Here is an 18,840-nt window from a genome sequence, read left to right as displayed (position 1 = left end):
GTCGGCGGCTTGGTGGTCGGGCTGGTGGGCGGGGTGGTCGGGGGAGTGGTGCCGGTGCCGCCGGGGCCCGACAGCGTGACGTCGTCGGCGAAGTACGCGGGCTGCGCGTACCAGCCGTGCGTGTAGACGGTGACCGAGCGCGTGCTGGCGCCGGTGGTGAAGCTGACGCTGAGCTGCTGGTAGCCGGACGCGCTCGGCGTCCACGTGGACGGGTCGGTGCCGCCGGTGCCGGTCGCGCCGAGGTAGACGTAGCTGCCCTGGACCCACGCGCTGAGCGTGTACTGGGAGTTGGGCTGCACGCTGACGGTCTGCGAGCACTGGGCGGTGTCGCTGCTGGACGGGGTGGCCTTGAGCGCGCCCGTTCCCGAGTGCACCGGGCTGGACACGGCCGCGCCGCTGCCCGCGGTGCAACTCCAGTTCGACAGGGCGCTCTCGAAGCCGGGGTTGGCGACGAGGTTGGTGGTCGCGGCGCTCGCGCTGCCGACGGTGACGGCCGCGACGCCCGCGCCGATCACCGCCGCCGCGCTGAGCGCGGCGATGGTGCGCTGCTTGACGGTTGATCTGCGGTGCGCAGGGCTGACTCGATTCGCGTGCGATGCACGTTCCACGACTGCCTCCTGGGGGCAAAGGAGTTGGGGGGTGGTGGGAGTGCGGGTGGCCCGGACCTCCGGGCAGGCCGTAGGGATTACCGGGAAGGTCCGGTAAGGAAGAAAGTTGGTCCAGACCAATTGGGTTGTCAAGACCTCTTGCGGACAGCCGCCGTTCACAGTCGCCGATCCGCAACTTTGCGCGCCCAGCCCGCTACACATCGATAAGCTGCGAGCGGAAATCGCCAGGCTGTACGGCCTGATCCGGTGGAAAGAGGGAGGTTCCGGATGCCGAGCGTCATCACGGTCACGTCGGAAGACCTCGAACTTCCGCTGGAGGAGCAGCTGACGCAGATCTCGGCCGCGCTCGACGCGCACGGCCATGTCGTCGCGCTCGCCCCCGCCGAGGCCGACGACCCCGCCCGCCGCCGGCTGCACACCGTCCGATCGGCCCTGGAGGCGGACCGGTTGGCGATCGTGCCGCTCTCCCTGCCGCCGCTGGCCAGAACGCTGCTCGCCGAGCAGCTGCGGCAGCTGGCCGGCACCGACCTCGGGCCCGGCGTGCTGGCCGGCGCCGCCCGCCTGCTGTCGTACTACCTGCACTCCGGCGCGCTGCTCGGCTCGGTCGCCAAGCTCGACCGGGTGCCGGTCGGCGTCGGCAGCCACGTCAAGTCCCTCGTCCCCGGGCGCCACTTCGCGGTCCTCGCGCACCCCGAGCCCTACCTCGGCGAGGCCGAGCCCACCGCGATCCCGCCGGGACCGGGCTACCAGACGCAGCTCGCCGTCGCGGGCAAGGGCCTCGACCCCGGCTGGATCGCCGGGCCGCTGGCCACCGCCTGGAACTCCCAGCACCTGCGCGAAGTGCCGCTGCCGCCGGACTCGGCCCGCTGGTGGGGCACCGCCAAGCTGGTCGAGTTCACCGCCTACATCGCCGACGTCGGCATGCTCTACCAGCTCGTCACCTCCGTGCGGCGCGACACCTGCACCTGGTGCGGGCTCGAAGTCATCGGCGACCAGTGCCTGTTCTGCGCCACCCGGCTCGCGGACCGGCAGGCGCCGGCCAAACACGCCGCCGAGCCCGGCAGCCGGGCCGTGGAGACCCCGCGCCGCCCCCAACTCGAACCCCACAAGCGATAGGTCCGCCCGCACATGAACTCACGTCAGCGCCGTGGTGTCGTCCTCCTGGTGGTCTCCGCCGTCTGCGCGGTCGCCGCCTTCGCCGGGGTGCTCGCCGTCGTCAACGACGCGCGGTCGCAGGTCGGGGAGAAGGTCACGGCGTACGAACTGTCCTCCGACATCGCCGCGTACCAGCAGCTCAGCAGCGCCAACGTGCACCGGATACAGGTCCCGTCGCGCTGGCTGCCGGACACCGCGATACGCGACCTCGGGCAGGTGCAGGGCAAGATCGCCGCGGTGGCGCTCAAGAAGGGCTCGCTGCTGCAGAGCGACATGGTGGCGTCCCGGCCCGAACTGCAACCGGGGCAGATGGAGATCGCCATCATGATCGACGCGGAGACCGGAGTCGCCGGCAAGATCACCCCGGGCGCCCGGGTCAACATCTTCGCCACCTTCGCCGGCCGCAAGGACACCGACCCCGACCTCTCCCGGATCATCGTGGCCGGCGCCCAGGTCATCGACGTCGGCGAGATCAAGGCCTTCGACAAGGACGCCAACGCCCAGCGGCAGTCCGCCGAGGGCGTGCCCATCACCTTCGCGCTCGGCGCCGAGGACGCCCAACGCGTCGCCTACGCCGAGTCGTTCGCCGAACACGTACGCCTCGCCCTGGTCGCTCCCGGCGACAGCGCAGCCCCGCCGGACAGCTCGCGCAACTACACCCTGTCCGGAGACACCGCCAGCGGCGGAGGTGGCCGTTCGTGACCGTACGCATCGTCGCCGCGACCTCCGACGCCGACGCAGCCCGGGCGCTGCTCGGGCTGCTCGGCCAGCTCCCGGGTACGGAACCGGCACCCGCGCTGAACGACTCCACCGCGCTGCTCGAACTGCTCGCCCGCGCCGCCGAGACCGGCGTCGAGGAACTGCCCGAGGTCGTCATCGTCCACGAGACGATCGGCCCGATGCCCGCGCTCGACCTGGTCCGCGACATCGCGCTGCGCTTCCCCGCGGTCGGCGTCGTCCTGCTCACCGCCGACCCCGGCCCCGCCGCACTGGCCGCCGCGATGAATTCCGGCGCCCGGGGCGTCGTCGGACTCCCGCTGTCCTACGACGAGTTGGGCGTCCGCGTCGACGCCGCCGCCACCTGGGCCGCCGGTGTCCGCCGCCACCTCGGCCCGCAGCGCGCCGCCCTGCCCACGGTCGCCGGCGGCACGCTGATCGCCGTCGCGGGAGCCAAGGGCGGCGTCGGCACCACCGTCACCGCCATCCACCTCGCCCTCGCCGCCCACGCCTCCGGCCGCTCCACCGCCCTGGTCGACCTCGACCTCCAGGGCGGCGACATCGCCTCCTACCTCGATGTGCAGTTCCGCCGCTCGGTCGCCGACCTCGCCGACATCGCCGACGTGTCCTCCCGGGTCCTGCACGACGCCATGTACGTCCACGAGTCCGGCCCCGCCCTGCTGCTCGCCCCCGCCGACGGCGAACGCGGCGAGGAGGTCTCCGACCGCGCCGCCCGCCTCGTCCTGACCGCGCTGCGGCAGCGCTACGAGGTCGTCGTCGTCGACTGCGGCACCCAGATGACCAGCGCGAACGCCGCCGCCGTCGAAGTCGCCGACACCGCGGTCCTGGTCACCACCCCCGACGTCGTCGCCGTCCGCGCCGCCAAGCGCATGGTGCGGATGTGGGACCGGCTCCAGATACGCAAGCCCCAGGACACCACCACCGTCGTCAACCGCCACACCCGCGGCAGCGAGATCCAGCCGACCCTGATCGGCCGCATCACCGGCACCCGCGTCGCCGCGTCCGTCGTGCCGGCCGCCTTCCGCGAGCTCCAGCCCGTCATCGACGCCGGCCGCCTCCACGAGCTCGACGCCCGCTCCACCGTCAAGGCCGGCATCTGGACCCTGGCGGGCGAGCTGGGCCTGGTCACCGGCGCCACGCTCCCCCCGGTCCGCGGCAAGAAGTCCCGCCGCGGCGGCGGCGACCGCGGCCAGGTCACCCTGGAGACCCTCGGGATGACCCCGATCATCCTGGTCACCCTGATCCTGGTCTGGCAGGCGGTCCTGGCCGGCTACACCTTCACCCTGGCCGGCAACGCCGCGGACGAGGCCGCGCGGGCGGCCGCGGTGGCGGAGGACGCCGGCGGCGCGGGCGAGGCGGCGGCCAAGAGCGATCTGCCCGACGCGTGGTCGGGGGACGCGGAGGTCGGCGTCACCCGGGGCGGCGGGACGATCGACGCCAAGGTCACGCTGAAGGTGCCGGTGCTGTTTCCCGGCGCGATCGACTTCCCGTTCCACGTGACGGGCCACGCCAGAACGGTCGACGAGAGGCCGGCCCCATGACCCCCACACTTTTCCACCGGCCACCGGCCGGTGGTCCGGGGCGGACCGAAGAGACCCTCCGGGCCGGTGACGGCCCGCGCTCCGGTGGGGGCCGGCCGCGCCGTTCCCCGCGCCCCTGGGGTGGTGGCGGTGCGTCCGCACGTGACGGTGGGCGTGGGCCGGCCGCGCAGTTCCCCGCGCTCTTGGAGCGGCGGCGGTCGTCGTCCCGCCACGGTCGTGGGGGGACGGGGGCGCCGTTCCTCAGGCCCCTGGTCCGGCTGCGTGCCCCCGGGGGGCACCACCTCGCGCGGGGGCGGCGCGGGGCCTGGCGCGACCGAGGGGTCGCCTCGCTCGAATACCTCGGGATGGTCCCGTTCCTCATGCTCATCGCCCTCGCCGGCGTCCAGCTCGGCCTCGTGGCCTACTGCGGTGAGCAGGCCGGCACGGCAGCCCGTACCGCCGCGCGTACCGCCGCGCTGCCCGACCCGGACGGGGGCGTCGCCGCCGGGCGGCAGGCCGGGCAGGACGCGGTCAGCGACTGGCTGACCGCCACGATCGGCTTCCCGCAGAACGACCAGGCCACGATCAAGGCGGAGGCCAGCATCCGCGTCCCCTCCGTCCTCCCCGGAGTGCACCTCTTCGGACCCGTGTCGCGTACCGCGACCATGCCGAAGGAGGACACCACCCCATGAGCCTGCGCGCCCGCCTCACCGTCGAAGAGGCCACCCCCCAGCCCGACGAGAGCAGCCTGGTCGCCGTCTACCGGGCCAAGCTGCTCCAGGAGATCGACCTCGCCGAGATGTCGGCGCTCCCCGCGGCCGAGCGCAGGTCCCGCCTGGAGCGGGTGCTCGGCCACATCATCAGCCGCGAGGGCCCGGTGCTGTCCACCGCGGAGCGGGCCGCGCTGATCCGCCGCGTGGTGGACGAGGCGCTCGGCCTCGGCATCCTCGAACCGCTGCTCGAAGACCCGTCGGTCACCGAGATCATGGTCAACGGACCGAACCGGATCTACGTCGAACGCGGCGGCCGGGTCGAGGCCGTCGCCGCCCGCTTCTCCTCGGAGGAACAGCTGCTCCAGACCATCGAGCGCATCGTCTCCACCGTCAACCGCCGTGTGGACGAGTCGAATCCGATGGTCGACGCCCGCCTGCCCTCGGGCGAGCGGGTCAACGTCGTCATCCCGCCGCTGTCCCTGACCGGACCCACCCTCACCATCCGCCGCTTCCCGCGCGCGTACACGCTCCAGGAACTCATCGGCCTGGGCACGCTCGACGAGCACATGCTGCTGCTGCTGTCCTCGTTCGTCCGCGCCAAGTGCAACATCATCGTCAGCGGCGGCACGGGCTCGGGCAAGACGACGCTGCTCAACGCGCTGTCCGGGCTGATCCCCGACGGCGAGCGCATCATCACCGTCGAGGACGCTGCCGAACTCCAGCTGCAGCAGGAGCATGTGATCCGGCTGGAGTCCCGGCCGCCCAACGTCGAGGGCGAAGGCCGGATCACCATCCGCGACCTGGTACGCAACTCGCTGCGCATGCGGCCCGACCGGATCATCGTCGGCGAGGTGCGCGGCGGCGAGACGCTCGACATGCTCCAGGCGATGTCCACGGGCCACGACGGCTCGCTGGCCACCGTGCACGCCAACTCCGCGGAGGACGCGGTGCTCCGGCTCCAGACCCTGGCGTCGATGAGCGAGGTCAAGATCCCCTTCGAGGCGCTGCGCGACCAGATCAACAGCGCCGTCGACGTCCTCGTCCAGCTGCACCGGCACATCGACGGCACCCGCCGCATCGCCGAGATCGCCGTCCTCTCCTCGCACGGCCGCAACGTCTTCCAGCTCACCTCCGCCACCCGCTTCCGCGTCGAGCCGCTCGGCGTCGACCGCATCGTCCGCGGCTGGTACGAACACCGCCCGCTGCCGCGGGAGATCGGCGAACGCCTCTACCTCGCGGGCGAGCACGTCCCCGCCGCCTTCGGTATCGGCGCCAGCGAACTCGAACTCGAAAGCCGGGAGGCGAAATGACGCTGCCGCCGGGCCCCTTGACCCCCGCGGGACCGCCGCACGCCGTCCTCGCCGCCGCCGGCCGGAACTTCGCCGCCGGCCCCTACCCGCTGCTGGTGCTCGGCGCCACCCTGGTCACCCTCGCGCTCGCCGTGGGCGGCCTGCACGCCTGGCGCGGCGGCCGTGCCGACCGTGCCGCGCTGGTCGAACGGCTCGCCGCCGAGGCGGGCGAGGACACCGGGCTCGGCGGGCCGCCGGTCGCCTTCGCCTGGCTCGACCGCCGGGTCCGCCGCTACGCCTGGGGCCGCCGGCTGGCCGGCGGGCTCGCCGCCACCGGCACCGACCTCACCCCCGGGCAGTTCACCGCCGCCGTGGTCGGCCTGGTGGCCGGCTCCTGGGTGGCCGCCGCCGCGCTGCTCGCGCCCTTCTTCGGCCCGATCGCCGCGCTGATCGCCGGCTGGGCCGCCTATTCCTTCCTCAGCTGGCGCCGCCGGATCCGTACCGAGCGCTTCATCGCCCAACTCCCGGACCTGGCACGCGTCCTGGCCAACGCCACGCAGGCCGGGCTCGCCCTGCGCACCGCGGTGTCGATGGCCGCGGAGGAGCTGGACGCGCCCGCGGGCGAGGAGCTGAGGCAGGTCGCCGACGCCATGGCCATGGGGCACTCCGTCGAGGACTCCCTCGGCGAGCTGCAACAGCGCCTTCCGAGCCGGGAGCTGATCGTCCTCGTCTCCACCCTCGTGCTCTCCAGCCGGGCCGGCGGCTCGGTCGTGGAGTCGCTGCGCAACCTCACCGTCACCCTGGAGGAGCGCAAGGAGACCCGGCGCGAGATCCGTACCCAGATGTCCCAGGTCACCGTCACCGCCTACGCGGTCCCCGTCATCGGCCTGGGCTCGCTCTTCCTGCTCGACCGGATCATGCCGGGCTCGCTCAGCGCGATGACCGGCTCCACGATCGGCCGGATCTGCGTGATCATCGCGCTCGGCCTGTACACGCTCGGCTTCGTCCTGATCCGCCGCATGTCGAGGATCGACGTATGACCGGGCGTACGGCCGACGTGGCGGCCGGATCGACGAGCAGGCGTACGGCTTGTCATACAGCTGGGCGTACGGCCGCGGTGGCGGCCGGCTGGACCAGACGGCCGGCCAACCGGCCCACGAGGAGCCCGGAATGACTCTCATCGGCCTCGGACTCGCGCTGGCGCTGGCCGTATGCGCGTTCGGCGTCGTGCACGCGGTCGGGCTGCTGCGCGCCGACGTCAAGCTGCCCGACGACCTCGCCCTCGCGCTCGACGTCGGCCGCACCCGCACCACCCGCACCGGCAACGCCATCGACCGGCTCGGCATCCGCTGGGCGCCGCTCGTGCTGCGGATGATGGGCCCGGCCCGTATCGCGAAGATGCGGGCCAGGATCGACCACGCCGGCCACCCGCACGGCCTGACCGTCGAGCGCTACGCCGCCCGCCGCGCCGTCTACGGCTTCCTCGGCGGCCTGTCCGCCCTGGTGCTGCTCACCCGCGGCAGCTGGTTCCTGGCCCTGCTGCTGCTCGCCTACGGCTGGGGCTGGGCCGACCTGGGCATCTGGCTCGCCGTCCGCCGCCGCCGCGACGACATCGAACGCACCCTGCCCGACTTCCTCGACGTCCTCGCCGTCGTCGTCAGCGCGGGCCTCGGCTTCCGGCAGGCGCTGGAACGCGTCAACTCCGTCTACACCGGCCCCTGGTCCGACGAGATCCGGGTCGCCCTGCGCCAGATGGACGTCGGCGTCAGCCGCCGGGACGCCTTCGACCAGCTCCGCAAGCGCAACCACAGCGACCAGGTCGGCCAGTTCGTCACCGCCCTCCAGCAGGGCGAGGAGCTGGGCGCCCCGATCGCCCGCACCCTGCTGCAGATCGCCACCGACATGCGCCGCACCGAGGCCCAGAACGCCCGCCGCCGCGCGGCCCGCATGGTCCCGCGCGCCACCGGCGTCATCACCGTCCTGCTGGTCCCCGCCACCATGATCCTGATGATCTCCGGAATGATCATCGGATCACAAATCCACTTCGGCGATGTCTTCGGAAACGGGTGATCGGGGTGCGACCGGCGGTGACCAACCGGCATGCTGTACACGCCACTCGCCGTCGCGGCGAATGGCGCACAACCGGCTGCGGATGCCCGAGGTTCGGGTGTACCTTTGCATTCGCAACCATATTTGCACCTGCAATTCGAACCAATCCGCTGCGGACGACAACCGACCACCAGCGAGAGGCGGTGCGCCGTGACCACCATCCCCGACCCCGACGGGCAGCGCACGGCTGCCGCACGCACGAGTCAGGTGACGAAGAATGGGGCGAACAGTTATGAACAGGTGGGCAGTCCGGCTTTATGTCAGGACCACGCAGGCTTTGACCGAGCGCGGCCGGGGCGACCGCGGCCAGACGTCTTTCGAGTACCTCGGCATCGCGGTGGTCATCGCCTTGATCATCGGGGTATTGCTGACCAGCAAGATCGGGGACGCGGTGGCGAAGGGCATCCTGGACCAGATCACCAAGATCACCAAGTAGCCGCCCGTGCGCGCGACGACGCGGGCCAGACCGTCGGGATCTACGTCGTGGCCATCACGGCGCTTTTCCTCCTCGCCTTCGCGTACTTCGCGGTCGGCCAGGCGGCCGTGGCCCGCAACACCGCGCAGGCCGCGGCGGACGCGGCCGCGCTGGCCGCCGCCCGGGAAAGCCGGGACGAACTGCACGACCCGTTCCTCGCCGCTCTCGCGTCCGGCGACGTCGGGGCGTTGAGCGACCTGCTCGCTAAGGTGGGGATGGACAGCAGCGCGGCCTGTACCGAGGCGATGCGGTACGCCAACGACAATGACGCGGCCACGGAACCGGGCGGCTGCACCCAGGACGCCGGCACAAACGGATACACCGTGCACGTGAAGTCGCTGGAGAGCGTCGGGAGGTCGGTGGTGCACGGCACGGACACGGTCTATCCGACGGCGGAGGCGACCGCAGTGGTCACGCCGCGCTGTGACGCGGCGGAACCGGACGGGAAGGGGGTCAGGTTCAGGTGCCGCGACGGCGTCATCACGGTCGATCCGACAGCGGCGAACTTCGCATTGGATCTGTCGCAGTTCTACGCAGTCCATTTGAGCAAGTGAGAGCAGGCCGGCGGGGAAGCGAGGAGCGGGGAGTCATGGGAATCCGGCGCAGGGCTACGACAGCGGTGGCATTCGCCGTGGCGGCCGTCATCACACTGGCAGGCTGCGGTGGGAGCGGGGGAGGCGGCGACAAGGACGCCGACAAACCCTCATCCTCGGCGAGTGCGTCCAAGAAGGCCGGTTCGGCGGGCAACGAGGCTTCGCCGAACGACACTCCGACCCAGATCCTTGCGCAGCTCAAGGGCGAGGACGGCGTCCAGGTGGTGATCAACTCGGCGGTGCGGGACGAGGACGGCTTCGTCACCGTCCAGGGTTCGCTCACCAACAACGGCACGTCGGCGTTCAACGCGGTCGACTGGCGCGGCCCGGAAACGGCGCTGATTCCCTCAGGTCCCTCCGTGGCCGGAGCGGTTCTCATCGACGAGGCGGGTAAGAAGCGGTACTACGTGCTCCGGGACACTGAGGGGAAGTGCCTGTGCACCATGGGCCTGATCATGATCGAGCCCAAGGAGTCGCGCCCCTTCTTCGCTCAATTCCCCTCCCCCCCCGCCGCCACCACCGAGGTGGAGTTCGAGCTGCCCACCATGCCGCCCGCCAAAATCACCATCTCCGAGGGGTGATCCCGATGAAACGCACGGCGGCCGCCGCCACTCTCACGCTCACCGTCGTCCTGCTCGCCGCGGCGGCGCCGCAGGCGTTCGCGGACACGAATCCGCCGCCTACTGCGGGCGACGCGGTGCCCGCCGCTCCGGTCCGTATCGATCCGACATCGCCGAATCTGCAACTGCCCGAGGGTTCGACGCTGGCCGCGTCCAAGGTGCTGGACATCGTGTCGGTGACGGACGAGTCCTCGGTCGCGGCGAGTCAGCCGGAGCAGCGGCAGGAGACGTCGAACTCGACGGTCACCTACGCGCTCCAGTCGGAGGTGGTCTTCACCAGGGACAGCGCGACGCTGTCGCCGTCCGCGACCTCCAGGATCCAGGCGATCGCGGCGGACATCAACACCCGCCACGTCACGTCACCCATTCGGGTCTTCGGGTTCACGGACAATCTGGGGAGCGACGAGCACGGTGAGGCGCTGTCGAAGCAGCGCGCGCAGGCGGTGTACCAAGTGCTGGCGGCGGCGCTGGGCAGTGCCGGTGACGCGTCCCACACATTTCAGGTGCGCGGCTACGGTGAGGATTACCCCATAGCGGACAATTCCACCGAAAGTGGCCGCCAGCAGAACCGCCGTGTGGAAATCACGTTCACTCCTCCTGCCGCGTAACGCGCGAGATGCGGGCCCGGACGCGGTACGGTGTAACTCCCCCCCTCGGGCCGGTTCGCTCTCCCCCCCTGCGAACCGGCCCGTTTTTTGTGCCCGCCGCGCCGGGCGTCCGGTCAGGCCGCGAAGGCCGCCGCACGCAGCGGGCGGTAGGCCAGGCCCAGGGAGCGGTAGAGCCGCAGGGCCGGGGTGTTGCCGTCGTCCACGACCAGCGCGGCGGTGCCGTACGCGGCCAGCGCCTCGGCGAGGACGAAGGCGCAGATCTGCCGGCCCAGGCCGCGACCGCGGGCGGCGGGGGCGGTGGCGACGCCCGCGAGCAGGCCCACGGTGGGGGCGCACCAGGCGAGGGCGGCGACCGCCAGCGGTGTGCCGGAGCCGTCGCCCGGCATGATGCCCGCCCAGCGGTCGTCGGCGCCGGGGCGTCCCGGGTAGGCGTAGGAGTGCGGGAAGGCCTGGTCGAGCAGGGCGGCGATGCCCGGTGCGGCGGCGGGCGGCAGCCAGCCGGCGGTGCCGTCGGGGCGGACGGCGGGTGCGCCCGTGCGGTCCATCCAGCCGAAACCGGCCGTGGGGCGCAGTTCGGGTACGGCCATGACCAGGGCGTCGACGAGGCCGCGGTCGCCGAACGGCCGGTAGCCGCGGCCGACCTCCGCCAGCACGTCCCGCACCAGGGGTATCGCGTCACCTGCCGGGCCGGTCACCACCAGCCGGTCGCGCAGCGAGAGCCCGGGTGCGGCCACCGCGACGGCCGCCCCGCGGGTGAAGACCCGCCCGGCGGTACGGTCCCGCGCCGCCCACCGGCACAGCGCGTCAGCGGTCGGAAGCTCGGAGTGCGGGGATATCTCGGCGGAGGTGGTGGAGAACATCCTGTATGCCTATCAGCAGCCCAGGGGCCGCCGCACCATCAATTGCCCGCATGCGGAACAAAGCGGACGGAAACCGGCTCAGCGGACGTCCAGCCGGACACCCCGGCGTACGCCCCACCGGGCCAGCGCGCCGGCCTCGGCCTCCAGCACGTGCCGGGCCAGCAGCCGCGGCCGGCCGACCCGCCCCGGCGGCATCGTACGGACCGCGATCACCCGCAGCCGCCGGTCCAGATAGGCCACGTCGATCGCGAACCGCATCCGTACGGTGTGCACGCTCGACGCCGGGGTGAGCAGCAGCGCGCCCTCGACGCCGTCCCGCCCGAGCAGCCCGCGGGTCCTCGCGCGGTAGGACGCCGCGACCCGCAGCGGCACTTCGGCCTCCGGGGTGCCCAGCGTGAAGTCCCCGTCGTGCCAACGTCGGCCCATGGCCCCGCCCTTCGCGCAGGTGTACGTGTACGGTCGGCCCGGTGCATGTCTATCCGATCGTGGCCGCGGCCGTGTGGGGAACGGTGAGCGGGCTGCTACTGCCGCGTGCCGCACACCGGTTGGCGGTCCCGTCCGGTGAACCGTGGGCCGCCGCCTGCCCGTTGGGCCACCCCCTGCCGCCGGGCGCGCGCGGCTGGCTCGGCCCCGCGTCGTGCCCCGACTGCCGTACGCCCGGGCGCCGTTACGGCCACGGGCCGCTCCCCGCCGTGGGCAGCGCGCTGCTCTGCGCGGGCCTCGCGGCGGCCACCGGGCCGCACCCGGAACTCGTCGTCTGGCTGGCGCTGGCCCCCGTCTGGCTGACCCTCGCGCTGGTCGACCTGCGCGTCTTCCGGCTGCCCGACGTCCTCACCCTGCCCGCCTTCGCGGCCACCGCGGCCCTGCTGGGCGCCGCCGCCCTCCTCCCGTCCCACCAGGGCTCCTGGACCCGCGCCCTGCTCGCCGCCGCCGCCGTCGGCGTCCTGTACTTCCTGCTCTTCCTCATCAACCCGTCCGGCATGGGCTTCGGAGACGTCAAACTCGCCCCCACGGTGGCGCTGCCGCTGGGCTGGTACGGATGGGGCACGGTGGTCGCCGGCACGTTCGCGGCTTTCGCCCTGGGCGCGGTGGTCGGCCTGGCGCTCCTCCTCACGGGCCGCGCGACCCGTAAGTCGCCGCTGCCCTTCGGCCCCTTCATGCTCCTCGCCGGCGCGGCGACGCTCCTCGTGCGCTAGGGCGGGTGCCATGTGCGGTGGCGGCCCACCTGATCCGCCGCCGTGGCTGGTCGCGCAGTTCCCCGCGCCCCGCCCGGGTGCCCTCCTGAGCGGAGGGCACCCGGGCGGGAAGCCGGCGAAAGAACTACGCGTCGCTGCTGACCGACCAGAGGTTCACGCCGACCGGCTCCACCGCGTGGCGGTCGATCTCCGCCAGCTCCTCCGCGGTCAGCGGCGCCGCCCCGACCGCCGCCACATTCGCCTCCAGCTGCGCGACCGACGACGCCCCGATCAGCGCGGACGTGACCCGGGGGTCACGCAGCACCCAGGACAGCGCGAGCTGCGCCAGCGACTGGCCGCGCCCGGCCGCGATCTCGTTGAGCGCCCGCAAGCGGGCGACCGTCTCGTCGTTGACGAGCGCCGGGTTCAGGGACTTGCCCTGCGCGGCCCTCGACCCCTCCGGGATGCCGCCGAGGTAGCGGTCGGTCAGCAGGCCCTGGGCGAGCGGCACGAAGCCGATGCAGCCCATGCCCTCCTCCTCCAGCACGTCGAGCAGGCCCTCGTCCTCGATCCACCGGTTGATCATCGAGTACGACGGCTGGTGGATGAGCGCGGGCACGCCCAGGTCCCGCAGGATGCGGGCGGCCTCCCGGGTGCGCTCGGGGCCGTAGGAGGAGATGCCGACGTAGAGCGCCTTGCCCTGCTGGACGGCGGACGCGAGCGCGCCCATCGTCTCCTCCAGCGGGGTGTCGGGGTCGTAGCGGTGGGAGTAGAAGATGTCGACGTGGTCAAGGCCCATCCGGCCGAGCGACTGGTCGAGCGAGGACAGCAGGTACTTGCGCGAGCCCCATTCGCCGTACGGGCCGGGCCACATGTCGTAGCCGGCCTTCGTGGAGATGACCAGCTCGTCGCGGTAGGGGCGGAAGTCCTGCGCGAACAGGGTGCCGAAGTTGGCCTCGGCGGCGCCGTAGGGCGGGCCGTAGTTGTTGGCCAGGTCGAAGTGCGTGACGCCGAGGTCGAAGGCGCGGCGCAGGATGGCGCGCTGGGAGTCCAGCGTGCGGTCGTCGCCGAAGTTGTGCCACAGGCCGAGGGAGACCGCCGGCAGCTTGAGCCCGCTGCGGCCGGTCCTGCGGTACTCCATGGAGCCGTAGCGCTCTTCGGCGGCGCGGTAGAGGTTTCTGATGTTCACAGTTCCTCCTTATCACGGTCGGCCGAACCGCTTACTACCTGCACGGCGATCCGTCCGTCCGCCGCGCCGGGCGGCCGGCCGCGCCACGACCCGGTTCGTCCGGACACCCTTTCGGGCAGTACCCTGGCGCCTCAGCGACCGAGCGCAGGAGGGGCTGGTACGCGATGAATCTGCGCAATCTGGTGTACGGGCTGTACTCCCGCAGGGTGGAACGCAAGCTCGACGTTGCCCAGGGCCCCAAGCACATCGGTGTCATCCTCGACGGGAACCGGCGCTGGGCGAAGGCGGCGAGCAGCACCGCGGAGCAGGGCCACCAGGCGGGCGCGGACAAGATCTCCGAGCTGCTGGGCTGGTGCGAGGAGACCGGTGTCGAGGTGGTCACCCTGTGGCTGCTGTCCACCGACAACTTCGACCGGCCCTCCGGCGAGCTGGTGCCGCTGCTGGGCATCATCGAGGACGCGGTCACCGGGCTGGCCGCCACCGGCCGCTGGCGGGTCCACCACGTGGGCACGATGGACCTCCTCCCCGACAGGACGCGGGCGGTGCTCAAGGAGGCGGAACAGGCCACCCACGGCATCGGCGGCCTGCTGGTGAACGTCGCGGTCGGCTACGGCGGCCGGCAGGAGATCGCCGACGCGGTCCGCTCGCTGCTGTACGAGCACGCCGGGCGCGGCACCTCCATCGAGGACCTGGCCGAGATCCTGGACGTCGAGCACATCTCGGAGCACCTCTACACCCGCGGCCAGCCCGACCCCGACCTGGTGATCCGCACGTCGGGCGAGCAGCGGCTGTCCGGCTTCATGCTCTGGCAGAGTGCGCACTCCGAGTACTACTTCTGCGAGGTCTTCTGGCCCGCCTTCCGCAAGGTGGACTTCCTGCGGGCGCTGCGGGACTACGCCGCCCGGCACCGGCGCTACGGAGCGTAACCGGGCGCTGACCTGGACAAAACGGCTGTTGACGGCACAGTCGGCGGAGTTACCGTGGCTGGTGTCGCGGTCCGCCCCGCCGCCGAACCGGGGGCGAGCGGCCGGTGACCGGATCATGACCGTCGGGTGACTGTCATATGCATCCGCATGGGTACCGGATTTCCCGGGCATACCACTGGCAGACCGGCATCCGGCCCACGGTTGCCGGACCGCAGCCTCGCCTCTCCCCGAGGGGGTTCGTCCACACGTGGTGACCAGCAAGAATCGCCGTGTTCACGACCGGCGCACGTACGTACTCGACACCAGCGTGCTGCTCGCAGACCCCAATGCCTTCACCCGTTTCGACGAGCACGAGGTCGTGCTGCCCGTCGTCGTGGTGACGGAGTTGGAAGCCAAGCGCCACCACCCGGAGCTCGGCTACTTCGCCCGCCAGGCGTTGCGGCTGCTCGACGAGTTCCGGATCAGGTTCGGCCGGCTCGACGCACCGATCCCGATCGGCGACTTCGGCGGCACTCTCAGGGTCGAGCTGAACCACTCGGACCCCGGGGTGCTCCCTGCGGGCTTCCGGCTCGGCGACAACGACTCGCGCATCCTGGCGGTCGCCCGCAATCTGCAGGCCGAGGGGTACGACGTCACCGTCGTGTCCAAGGACCTGCCGCTGCGGGTGAAGGCGTCCTCCGTCGGCCTGCTGGCCGAGGAGTACCGGGCCGAGCTGGCGATCACCTCGGGCTGGACCGGTATGGAGGAGCTGACGGTCGGCGCCGACGAGGTCGACGCGCTGTTCTCGCAGGAGACGGTCGAGCTGGCCGAGGCGGCGGACCTGCCGGTGCACACCGGGCTCGTGCTCCAGTCGGAGCGCGGCAAGGCGCTGGGCCGGGTCACCCCGGACGGCCGGGTGCGGCTGGTGCGCGGCGACCGCGAGGCGTTCGGCATCCACGGCCGCAGCGCGGAACAGCGCATCGCGCTGGACCTGCTGCTGGACCCGGACGTCGGCATCGTGTCGATGGGCGGACGCGCGGGCACCGGCAAGTCGGCGCTCGCCCTGTGCGCGGGCCTGGAAGCGGTCCTGGAGCGCCGCCAGCACCGCAAGGTGATGGTCTTCCGGCCGCTGTACGCGGTGGGCGGCCAGGAGCTGGGCTATCTGCCGGGCAGCGAGGCGGAGAAGATGAGCCCGTGGGCTCAGGCCGTCTTCGACACGCTGTCCGCGGTCACCTCCAAGGAGGTCATCGAGGAGGTGGTGGCCCGCGGCATGCTCGAAGTGCTGCCGCTGACCCACATCAGGGGCCGCTCGCTGCACGACGCCTTCGTGATCGTGGACGAGGCCCAGTCGCTGGAGCGCAACGTGCTGCTGACGGTCCTGTCCAGGATCGGCGCCGGCTCGCGGGTGGTGCTCACCCACGACGTGGCGCAGCGCGACAACCTCAGGGTGGGCCGGTACGACGGAGTGGTCGCCGTGGTGGAGAAGCTGAAGGGACATCCGCTGTTCGCCCATGTGACCCTCACCCGTTCCGAGCGCTCCCCGATCGCCGCGCTGGTGACCGAGATGCTGGAGGACGGCGGGGCCTGATCGTCTTGTACGATCACCCGATTTGCCCATCGATGACGTGAGTTGAGGCTGCTGCGCCCTCCATGGAGGGCGCAGCAGCCTAGCGCTTTCCGGGCCGCGAGGGCGAGGAACGACACACACCACTCGATGTGACCTTTGCCACTCAACCGGAAATTGCCGCGCGGCGTCCGCGTACGGCAGGGTGTGAGGCTGTCAGGCCCCGCTCATGGCACACCCGTACCCCTCGGGAACGGAACAGCACCACCACACAAGTCAACAAGGACCGCCATGAGCCGCCCGAGCAGCACGCGAATCCGCCACGGACTTCGCACCGGGCCAGTACCCCTGTGACCGACCGGCCCGTACGGCGGACCGGAGAGGGGGGCAGTGCCAGGGGCACGATTTCGCCCGTGCGGTCACCAATCGGGCGATGCCGGAAGGAAACCGTGTGAGCCGGATCTCGGTCCGGGGATTCGCGGTGGCGTCAGCCACTGCGGTCACCACTGTGGGCGCCGTTGTGGGCGTCGCGTCGGGCGCAGACCAGGGCACAGCCAATGAGCCTGTGGAAGCCGCCGGGACGACGACCCTCCTTGCGGACATTCCCGCTGGACAGCAGGTTCAGCAGGCGTCGTTGACCGACCAGGTACAGGCACAGTCCGACGCCGCCGACGCGACAGCGCGGCAGGCCGCGGAGCAGTCCGCCCGCAAGCAGGCGGCGCAGGACGCCGCGGCGAAGAAGAAGGCGGCGGACGACGCGGCGGCCAAGGAGCGTGCCAAGACCCTGGCTGCCAGCCGCGGCGACTCGCGTGCCAGCTTCCCGGTCCAGGCCAACTACACGGTCGCCGAAGTCCAGGCGATGGCCAAGCAGATCGTGGGCAGCGGGCAGTACGCCTGCTTCTCCAACATCGTGACGCGGGAGAGCGGCTGGCGCTACACCGCCAGCAACGCCTCCTCCGGCGCGTACGGCCTCGTCCAGGCGCTCCCCGGCTCCAAGATGGCCTCGGCGGGCGCCGACTGGCGGACCAATCCGGCCACGCAGATAAAGTGGGGCCTCAACTACATGAACGTCCGCTACGGCAGTCCCTGCGACGCCTGGTCGTTCTGGCAGGCGAACCACTACTACTAGGCCGACCGCGTACCGGCCGGCTTCGTCGTGAAAACCCCCGAGCCCGCATGGGCCGGGGGTTTTCCCGTGCCGCCCGACCGCCTCGGCGCGGGTGCGGACGCGGAGGCAACCCGGGCGGCGGGTAACGTCGTCCTGCACAGCAGTGCAAAAAGACGGTCAAGGGCGGGGGAGAGCGATGCCGGAGAAGCGCCACTGGAATACCGCGCTCGCAGCCGGGCTGGCCAACCTCGCGGGCCGGCTCGAAGAGCGGCACTCCGAGGTCACCGCGCGGGACGCGGCCGAGGACCTGTCGCTGATCAGTCCCGTACCGCGGCCGGAGCCCGGGCCGGCGGCGGACGCAGGGTCGGACGACCCCGCGCCCGAGGGCGCCGCGCCCGCGCCGGCGGTCCCGGCCCAGCGGACCGTGCCGCAGACCGACCCGGCCACGGTGGTGCCGTGGAGCATGCGGGTCGCCGCCGAGCTGGGCTGGCGGCTGCTGATCCTGGCCGGCACGGTCTGGGTGCTGATGCGGGTGATCGGCGNGCCACGGTGGTGCCGTGGAGCATGCGGGTCGCCGCCGAGCTGGGCTGGCGGCTGCTGATCCTGGCCGGCACGGTCTGGGTGCTGATGCGGGTGATCGGCGCGGTGCGCCTGGTGGTGCTGGCCTTCGTGGCGGCGCTGCTGATCACCGCGCTGCTCCAGCCGTTCGTGGCCCGGCTGAAAAGAATCGGCGTGCCGCGCGGGCTGGCCACCGCGATGGTCTTCTGCGGCGGCTTCGTCGTCATGGGACTGGTCGGCTGGTTCGTCGTCTGGCAGGTGATGGACAACATCGACAATCTGTCGGGCAGCCTCCAGGACGGTATCGCCGAGGGCAAGAAGTGGCTGCTGAACAGCCCTTTCCATGTGACCGACGACCAGATCAACCAGGTCGCGAAGAACCTCAGCGACGCCATCGGGTCCAACACCAAGGCGCTCACCGACGCCGGGCTCGAAGGCGTCACGGTCATCGTCGAGCTGCTGACCGGCATGCTGCTGACGATGTTCAGCACGCTGTTCCTGCTCTACGACGGCCCGAACATCTGGAAGTGGGTGCTGCGGCTCTTCCCCGAGGCCGCCAGGGGAGGGCTGGCCGGCGCCGGGCCGCGCGCGTGGCGGACGCTGACGCTGTACGTGCGGGGCACGGTGATCGTCGCCCTGATCGACGCGATATGCATCGGCGTCGGCATCTTCTTCCTCGGCGTGCCGATGGCGGTGCCGCTGGCCGTCGTCATCTTCCTGTCGTCGTTCGTCCCGCTGGTCGGCGCGGTCGCCTCCGGCTTCATCGCCGTCGTGGTGGCCCTGGTGACGGAGGGGCCGTTCACCGCGCTGATGGTGCTGGCGGTGGTGCTGGCAGTGCAGCAGATCGAGGGCCACATCCTGCAGCCCTTCATCCTGGGCCGGGCGGTACGCGTCCACCCGCTGGCGGTGGTCCTGTCCGTGGCGGCGGGTTCGCTCGTCGCGGGCATCGGCGGGGCGGTGGTGGCGGTCCCGCTCGTCGCGGTGAGCAACACGGTGGTCGGCTACCTCCGCGCGTACTCCCGCGAGAGGGCCATGGCGCCGGCTCCCTACGCC

General features: G+C 71.9%; 20 protein-coding genes. 16 read left to right on the top strand and 4 right to left on the bottom strand.

The genetic code is table 11. From position 1 onward, the window contains the following. Nucleotides 1–608 (bottom strand): carbohydrate binding domain-containing protein (locus V7E46_RS24920; protein ID WP_333770501.1); only part of this gene is annotated, 608 nt, incomplete at its 3' end. Between the two features lie 267 nt (nt 609–875). On the opposite strand from V7E46_RS24920, the gene V7E46_RS24915 reads away from it, so the two are divergent. The 11 genes from V7E46_RS24915 to V7E46_RS24865 all read left to right on the top strand — a co-directional run bounded on the left by V7E46_RS24915 (nt 876) and on the right by V7E46_RS24865 (nt 10,428). After that, nucleotides 876–1,724 (top strand): hypothetical protein, encoded by an 849-nt coding sequence (locus V7E46_RS24915; RefSeq protein ID WP_333770500.1) that lies wholly within the window; start codon nt 876–878, stop codon nt 1,722–1,724. Between the two features lie 12 nt (nt 1,725–1,736). After that, nucleotides 1,737–2,465 carry a Flp pilus assembly protein CpaB gene (cpaB, locus tag V7E46_RS24910; protein ID WP_333770499.1) on the top strand — a complete coding sequence of 243 codons (729 nt, stop codon included), beginning with the start codon at nt 1,737–1,739 and terminating at the stop codon, nt 2,463–2,465. Next, entirely contained in the window at nt 2,462–4,042 is a 1,581-nt protein-coding gene (locus tag V7E46_RS24905; RefSeq protein WP_333770498.1) for an AAA family ATPase, read from the top strand. The genes cpaB and V7E46_RS24905 overlap by 4 nt, the downstream gene beginning before the upstream one ends. A gap of 344 nt (nt 4,043–4,386) precedes the next feature. Continuing rightward, complete coding sequence (locus V7E46_RS24900) at nt 4,387–4,713, top strand: pilus assembly protein (RefSeq protein ID WP_333770497.1); 327 nt, start codon at nt 4,387–4,389, stop codon at nt 4,711–4,713. Then, nucleotides 4,710–6,044 carry a CpaF family protein gene (locus tag V7E46_RS24895; protein WP_333770496.1) on the top strand — a complete coding sequence of 445 codons (1,335 nt, stop codon included), beginning with the start codon at nt 4,710–4,712 and terminating at the stop codon, nt 6,042–6,044. The genes V7E46_RS24900 and V7E46_RS24895 overlap by 4 nt, the downstream gene beginning before the upstream one ends. Then, on the top strand, nt 6,041–7,063 hold the full coding sequence (locus tag V7E46_RS24890; protein WP_333770495.1) for a type II secretion system F family protein: 1,023 nt from the start codon (nt 6,041–6,043) through the stop codon (nt 7,061–7,063). The genes V7E46_RS24895 and V7E46_RS24890 overlap by 4 nt, the downstream gene beginning before the upstream one ends. A 139-nt stretch (nt 7,064–7,202) precedes the next feature. Continuing rightward, nucleotides 7,203–8,093, top strand: coding sequence for a DUF5936 domain-containing protein (locus V7E46_RS24885; protein ID WP_443054337.1), 891 nt, complete (start codon nt 7,203–7,205; stop codon nt 8,091–8,093). A gap of 316 nt (nt 8,094–8,409) precedes the next feature. Further along, nucleotides 8,410–8,568, top strand: coding sequence for a hypothetical protein (locus tag V7E46_RS24880; protein WP_333770503.1), 159 nt, complete (start codon nt 8,410–8,412; stop codon nt 8,566–8,568). Continuing rightward, on the top strand, nt 8,496–9,161 hold the full coding sequence (locus V7E46_RS24875) for a pilus assembly protein TadG-related protein (protein ID WP_333770502.1): 666 nt from the start codon (nt 8,496–8,498) through the stop codon (nt 9,159–9,161). Before V7E46_RS24880 ends, V7E46_RS24875 begins: the two co-directional genes overlap by 73 nt. Nucleotides 9,162–9,196: 35 nt before the next feature. Beyond that, nucleotides 9,197–9,781, top strand: coding sequence for a hypothetical protein (locus tag V7E46_RS24870; protein WP_333770492.1), 585 nt, complete (start codon nt 9,197–9,199; stop codon nt 9,779–9,781). 5 nt (nt 9,782–9,786) lie between these two features. Continuing rightward, nucleotides 9,787–10,428: an OmpA family protein gene (locus V7E46_RS24865; RefSeq protein WP_333770491.1), complete on the top strand. Its 642-nt coding sequence runs from the start codon at nt 9,787–9,789 to the stop codon at nt 10,426–10,428. 113 nt (nt 10,429–10,541) lie between these two features. Here the strand turns inward: V7E46_RS24865 and V7E46_RS24860 are convergent, their stop codons facing one another. Beyond that, the gene (locus V7E46_RS24860) at nt 10,542–11,288 is read right to left on the bottom strand and encodes a GNAT family N-acetyltransferase (protein WP_333770490.1); all 747 of its coding nucleotides are present in this window, start codon (nt 11,286–11,288) and stop codon (nt 10,542–10,544) included. 78 nt (nt 11,289–11,366) lie between these two features. Further along, on the bottom strand, nt 11,367–11,714 hold the full coding sequence (locus tag V7E46_RS24855) for a DUF192 domain-containing protein (RefSeq protein WP_333770489.1): 348 nt from the start codon (nt 11,712–11,714) through the stop codon (nt 11,367–11,369). 41 nt (nt 11,715–11,755) lie between these two features. Here V7E46_RS24855 and V7E46_RS24850 point away from each other — a divergent pair, with 41 nt between their 5' ends. Continuing rightward, nucleotides 11,756–12,484 (top strand): A24 family peptidase, encoded by a 729-nt coding sequence (locus V7E46_RS24850; RefSeq protein WP_333770488.1) that lies wholly within the window; start codon nt 11,756–11,758, stop codon nt 12,482–12,484. 124 nt (nt 12,485–12,608) lie between these two features. On the opposite strand, the gene mgrA is transcribed toward V7E46_RS24850, so the two are convergent. After that, on the bottom strand, nt 12,609–13,652 hold the full coding sequence (mgrA, locus tag V7E46_RS24845; protein ID WP_333770487.1) for an L-glyceraldehyde 3-phosphate reductase: 1,044 nt from the start codon (nt 13,650–13,652) through the stop codon (nt 12,609–12,611). A 164-nt stretch (nt 13,653–13,816) separates the two neighbouring features. Between mgrA and V7E46_RS24840 the strand changes: the two genes are divergently transcribed. From V7E46_RS24840 to V7E46_RS24825, 4 genes are all read left to right on the top strand, one after another. Next, nucleotides 13,817–14,578, top strand: coding sequence for an isoprenyl transferase (locus tag V7E46_RS24840; protein WP_333770486.1), 762 nt, complete (start codon nt 13,817–13,819; stop codon nt 14,576–14,578). A 247-nt stretch (nt 14,579–14,825) separates the two neighbouring features. Next, entirely contained in the window at nt 14,826–16,145 is a 1,320-nt protein-coding gene (locus tag V7E46_RS24835; protein ID WP_329175200.1) for a PhoH family protein, read from the top strand. 610 nt (nt 16,146–16,755) lie between these two features. Next, nucleotides 16,756–17,250, top strand: a complete 495-nt coding sequence (locus tag V7E46_RS24830; RefSeq protein ID WP_329175199.1) for a transglycosylase SLT domain-containing protein — start codon at nt 16,756–16,758, stop codon at nt 17,248–17,250. Nucleotides 17,251–17,277: 27 nt separating this feature from the next. Beyond that, nucleotides 17,278–18,840, top strand: a 1,563-nt coding sequence (locus tag V7E46_RS24825) for an AI-2E family transporter (RefSeq protein ID WP_443054336.1), incomplete at its 3' end; no start/stop codon positions are given.

Origin of the sequence: Streptomyces sp. IBSBF 2435, assembly GCF_036815005.1 — a bacterium.
Classification (GTDB): Bacteria; Actinomycetota; Actinomycetes; order Streptomycetales; family Streptomycetaceae; genus Actinacidiphila.
Note: the sequence above shows the minus strand (reverse complement) of the source record. Positions and strands in the feature narration are given on the sequence as shown.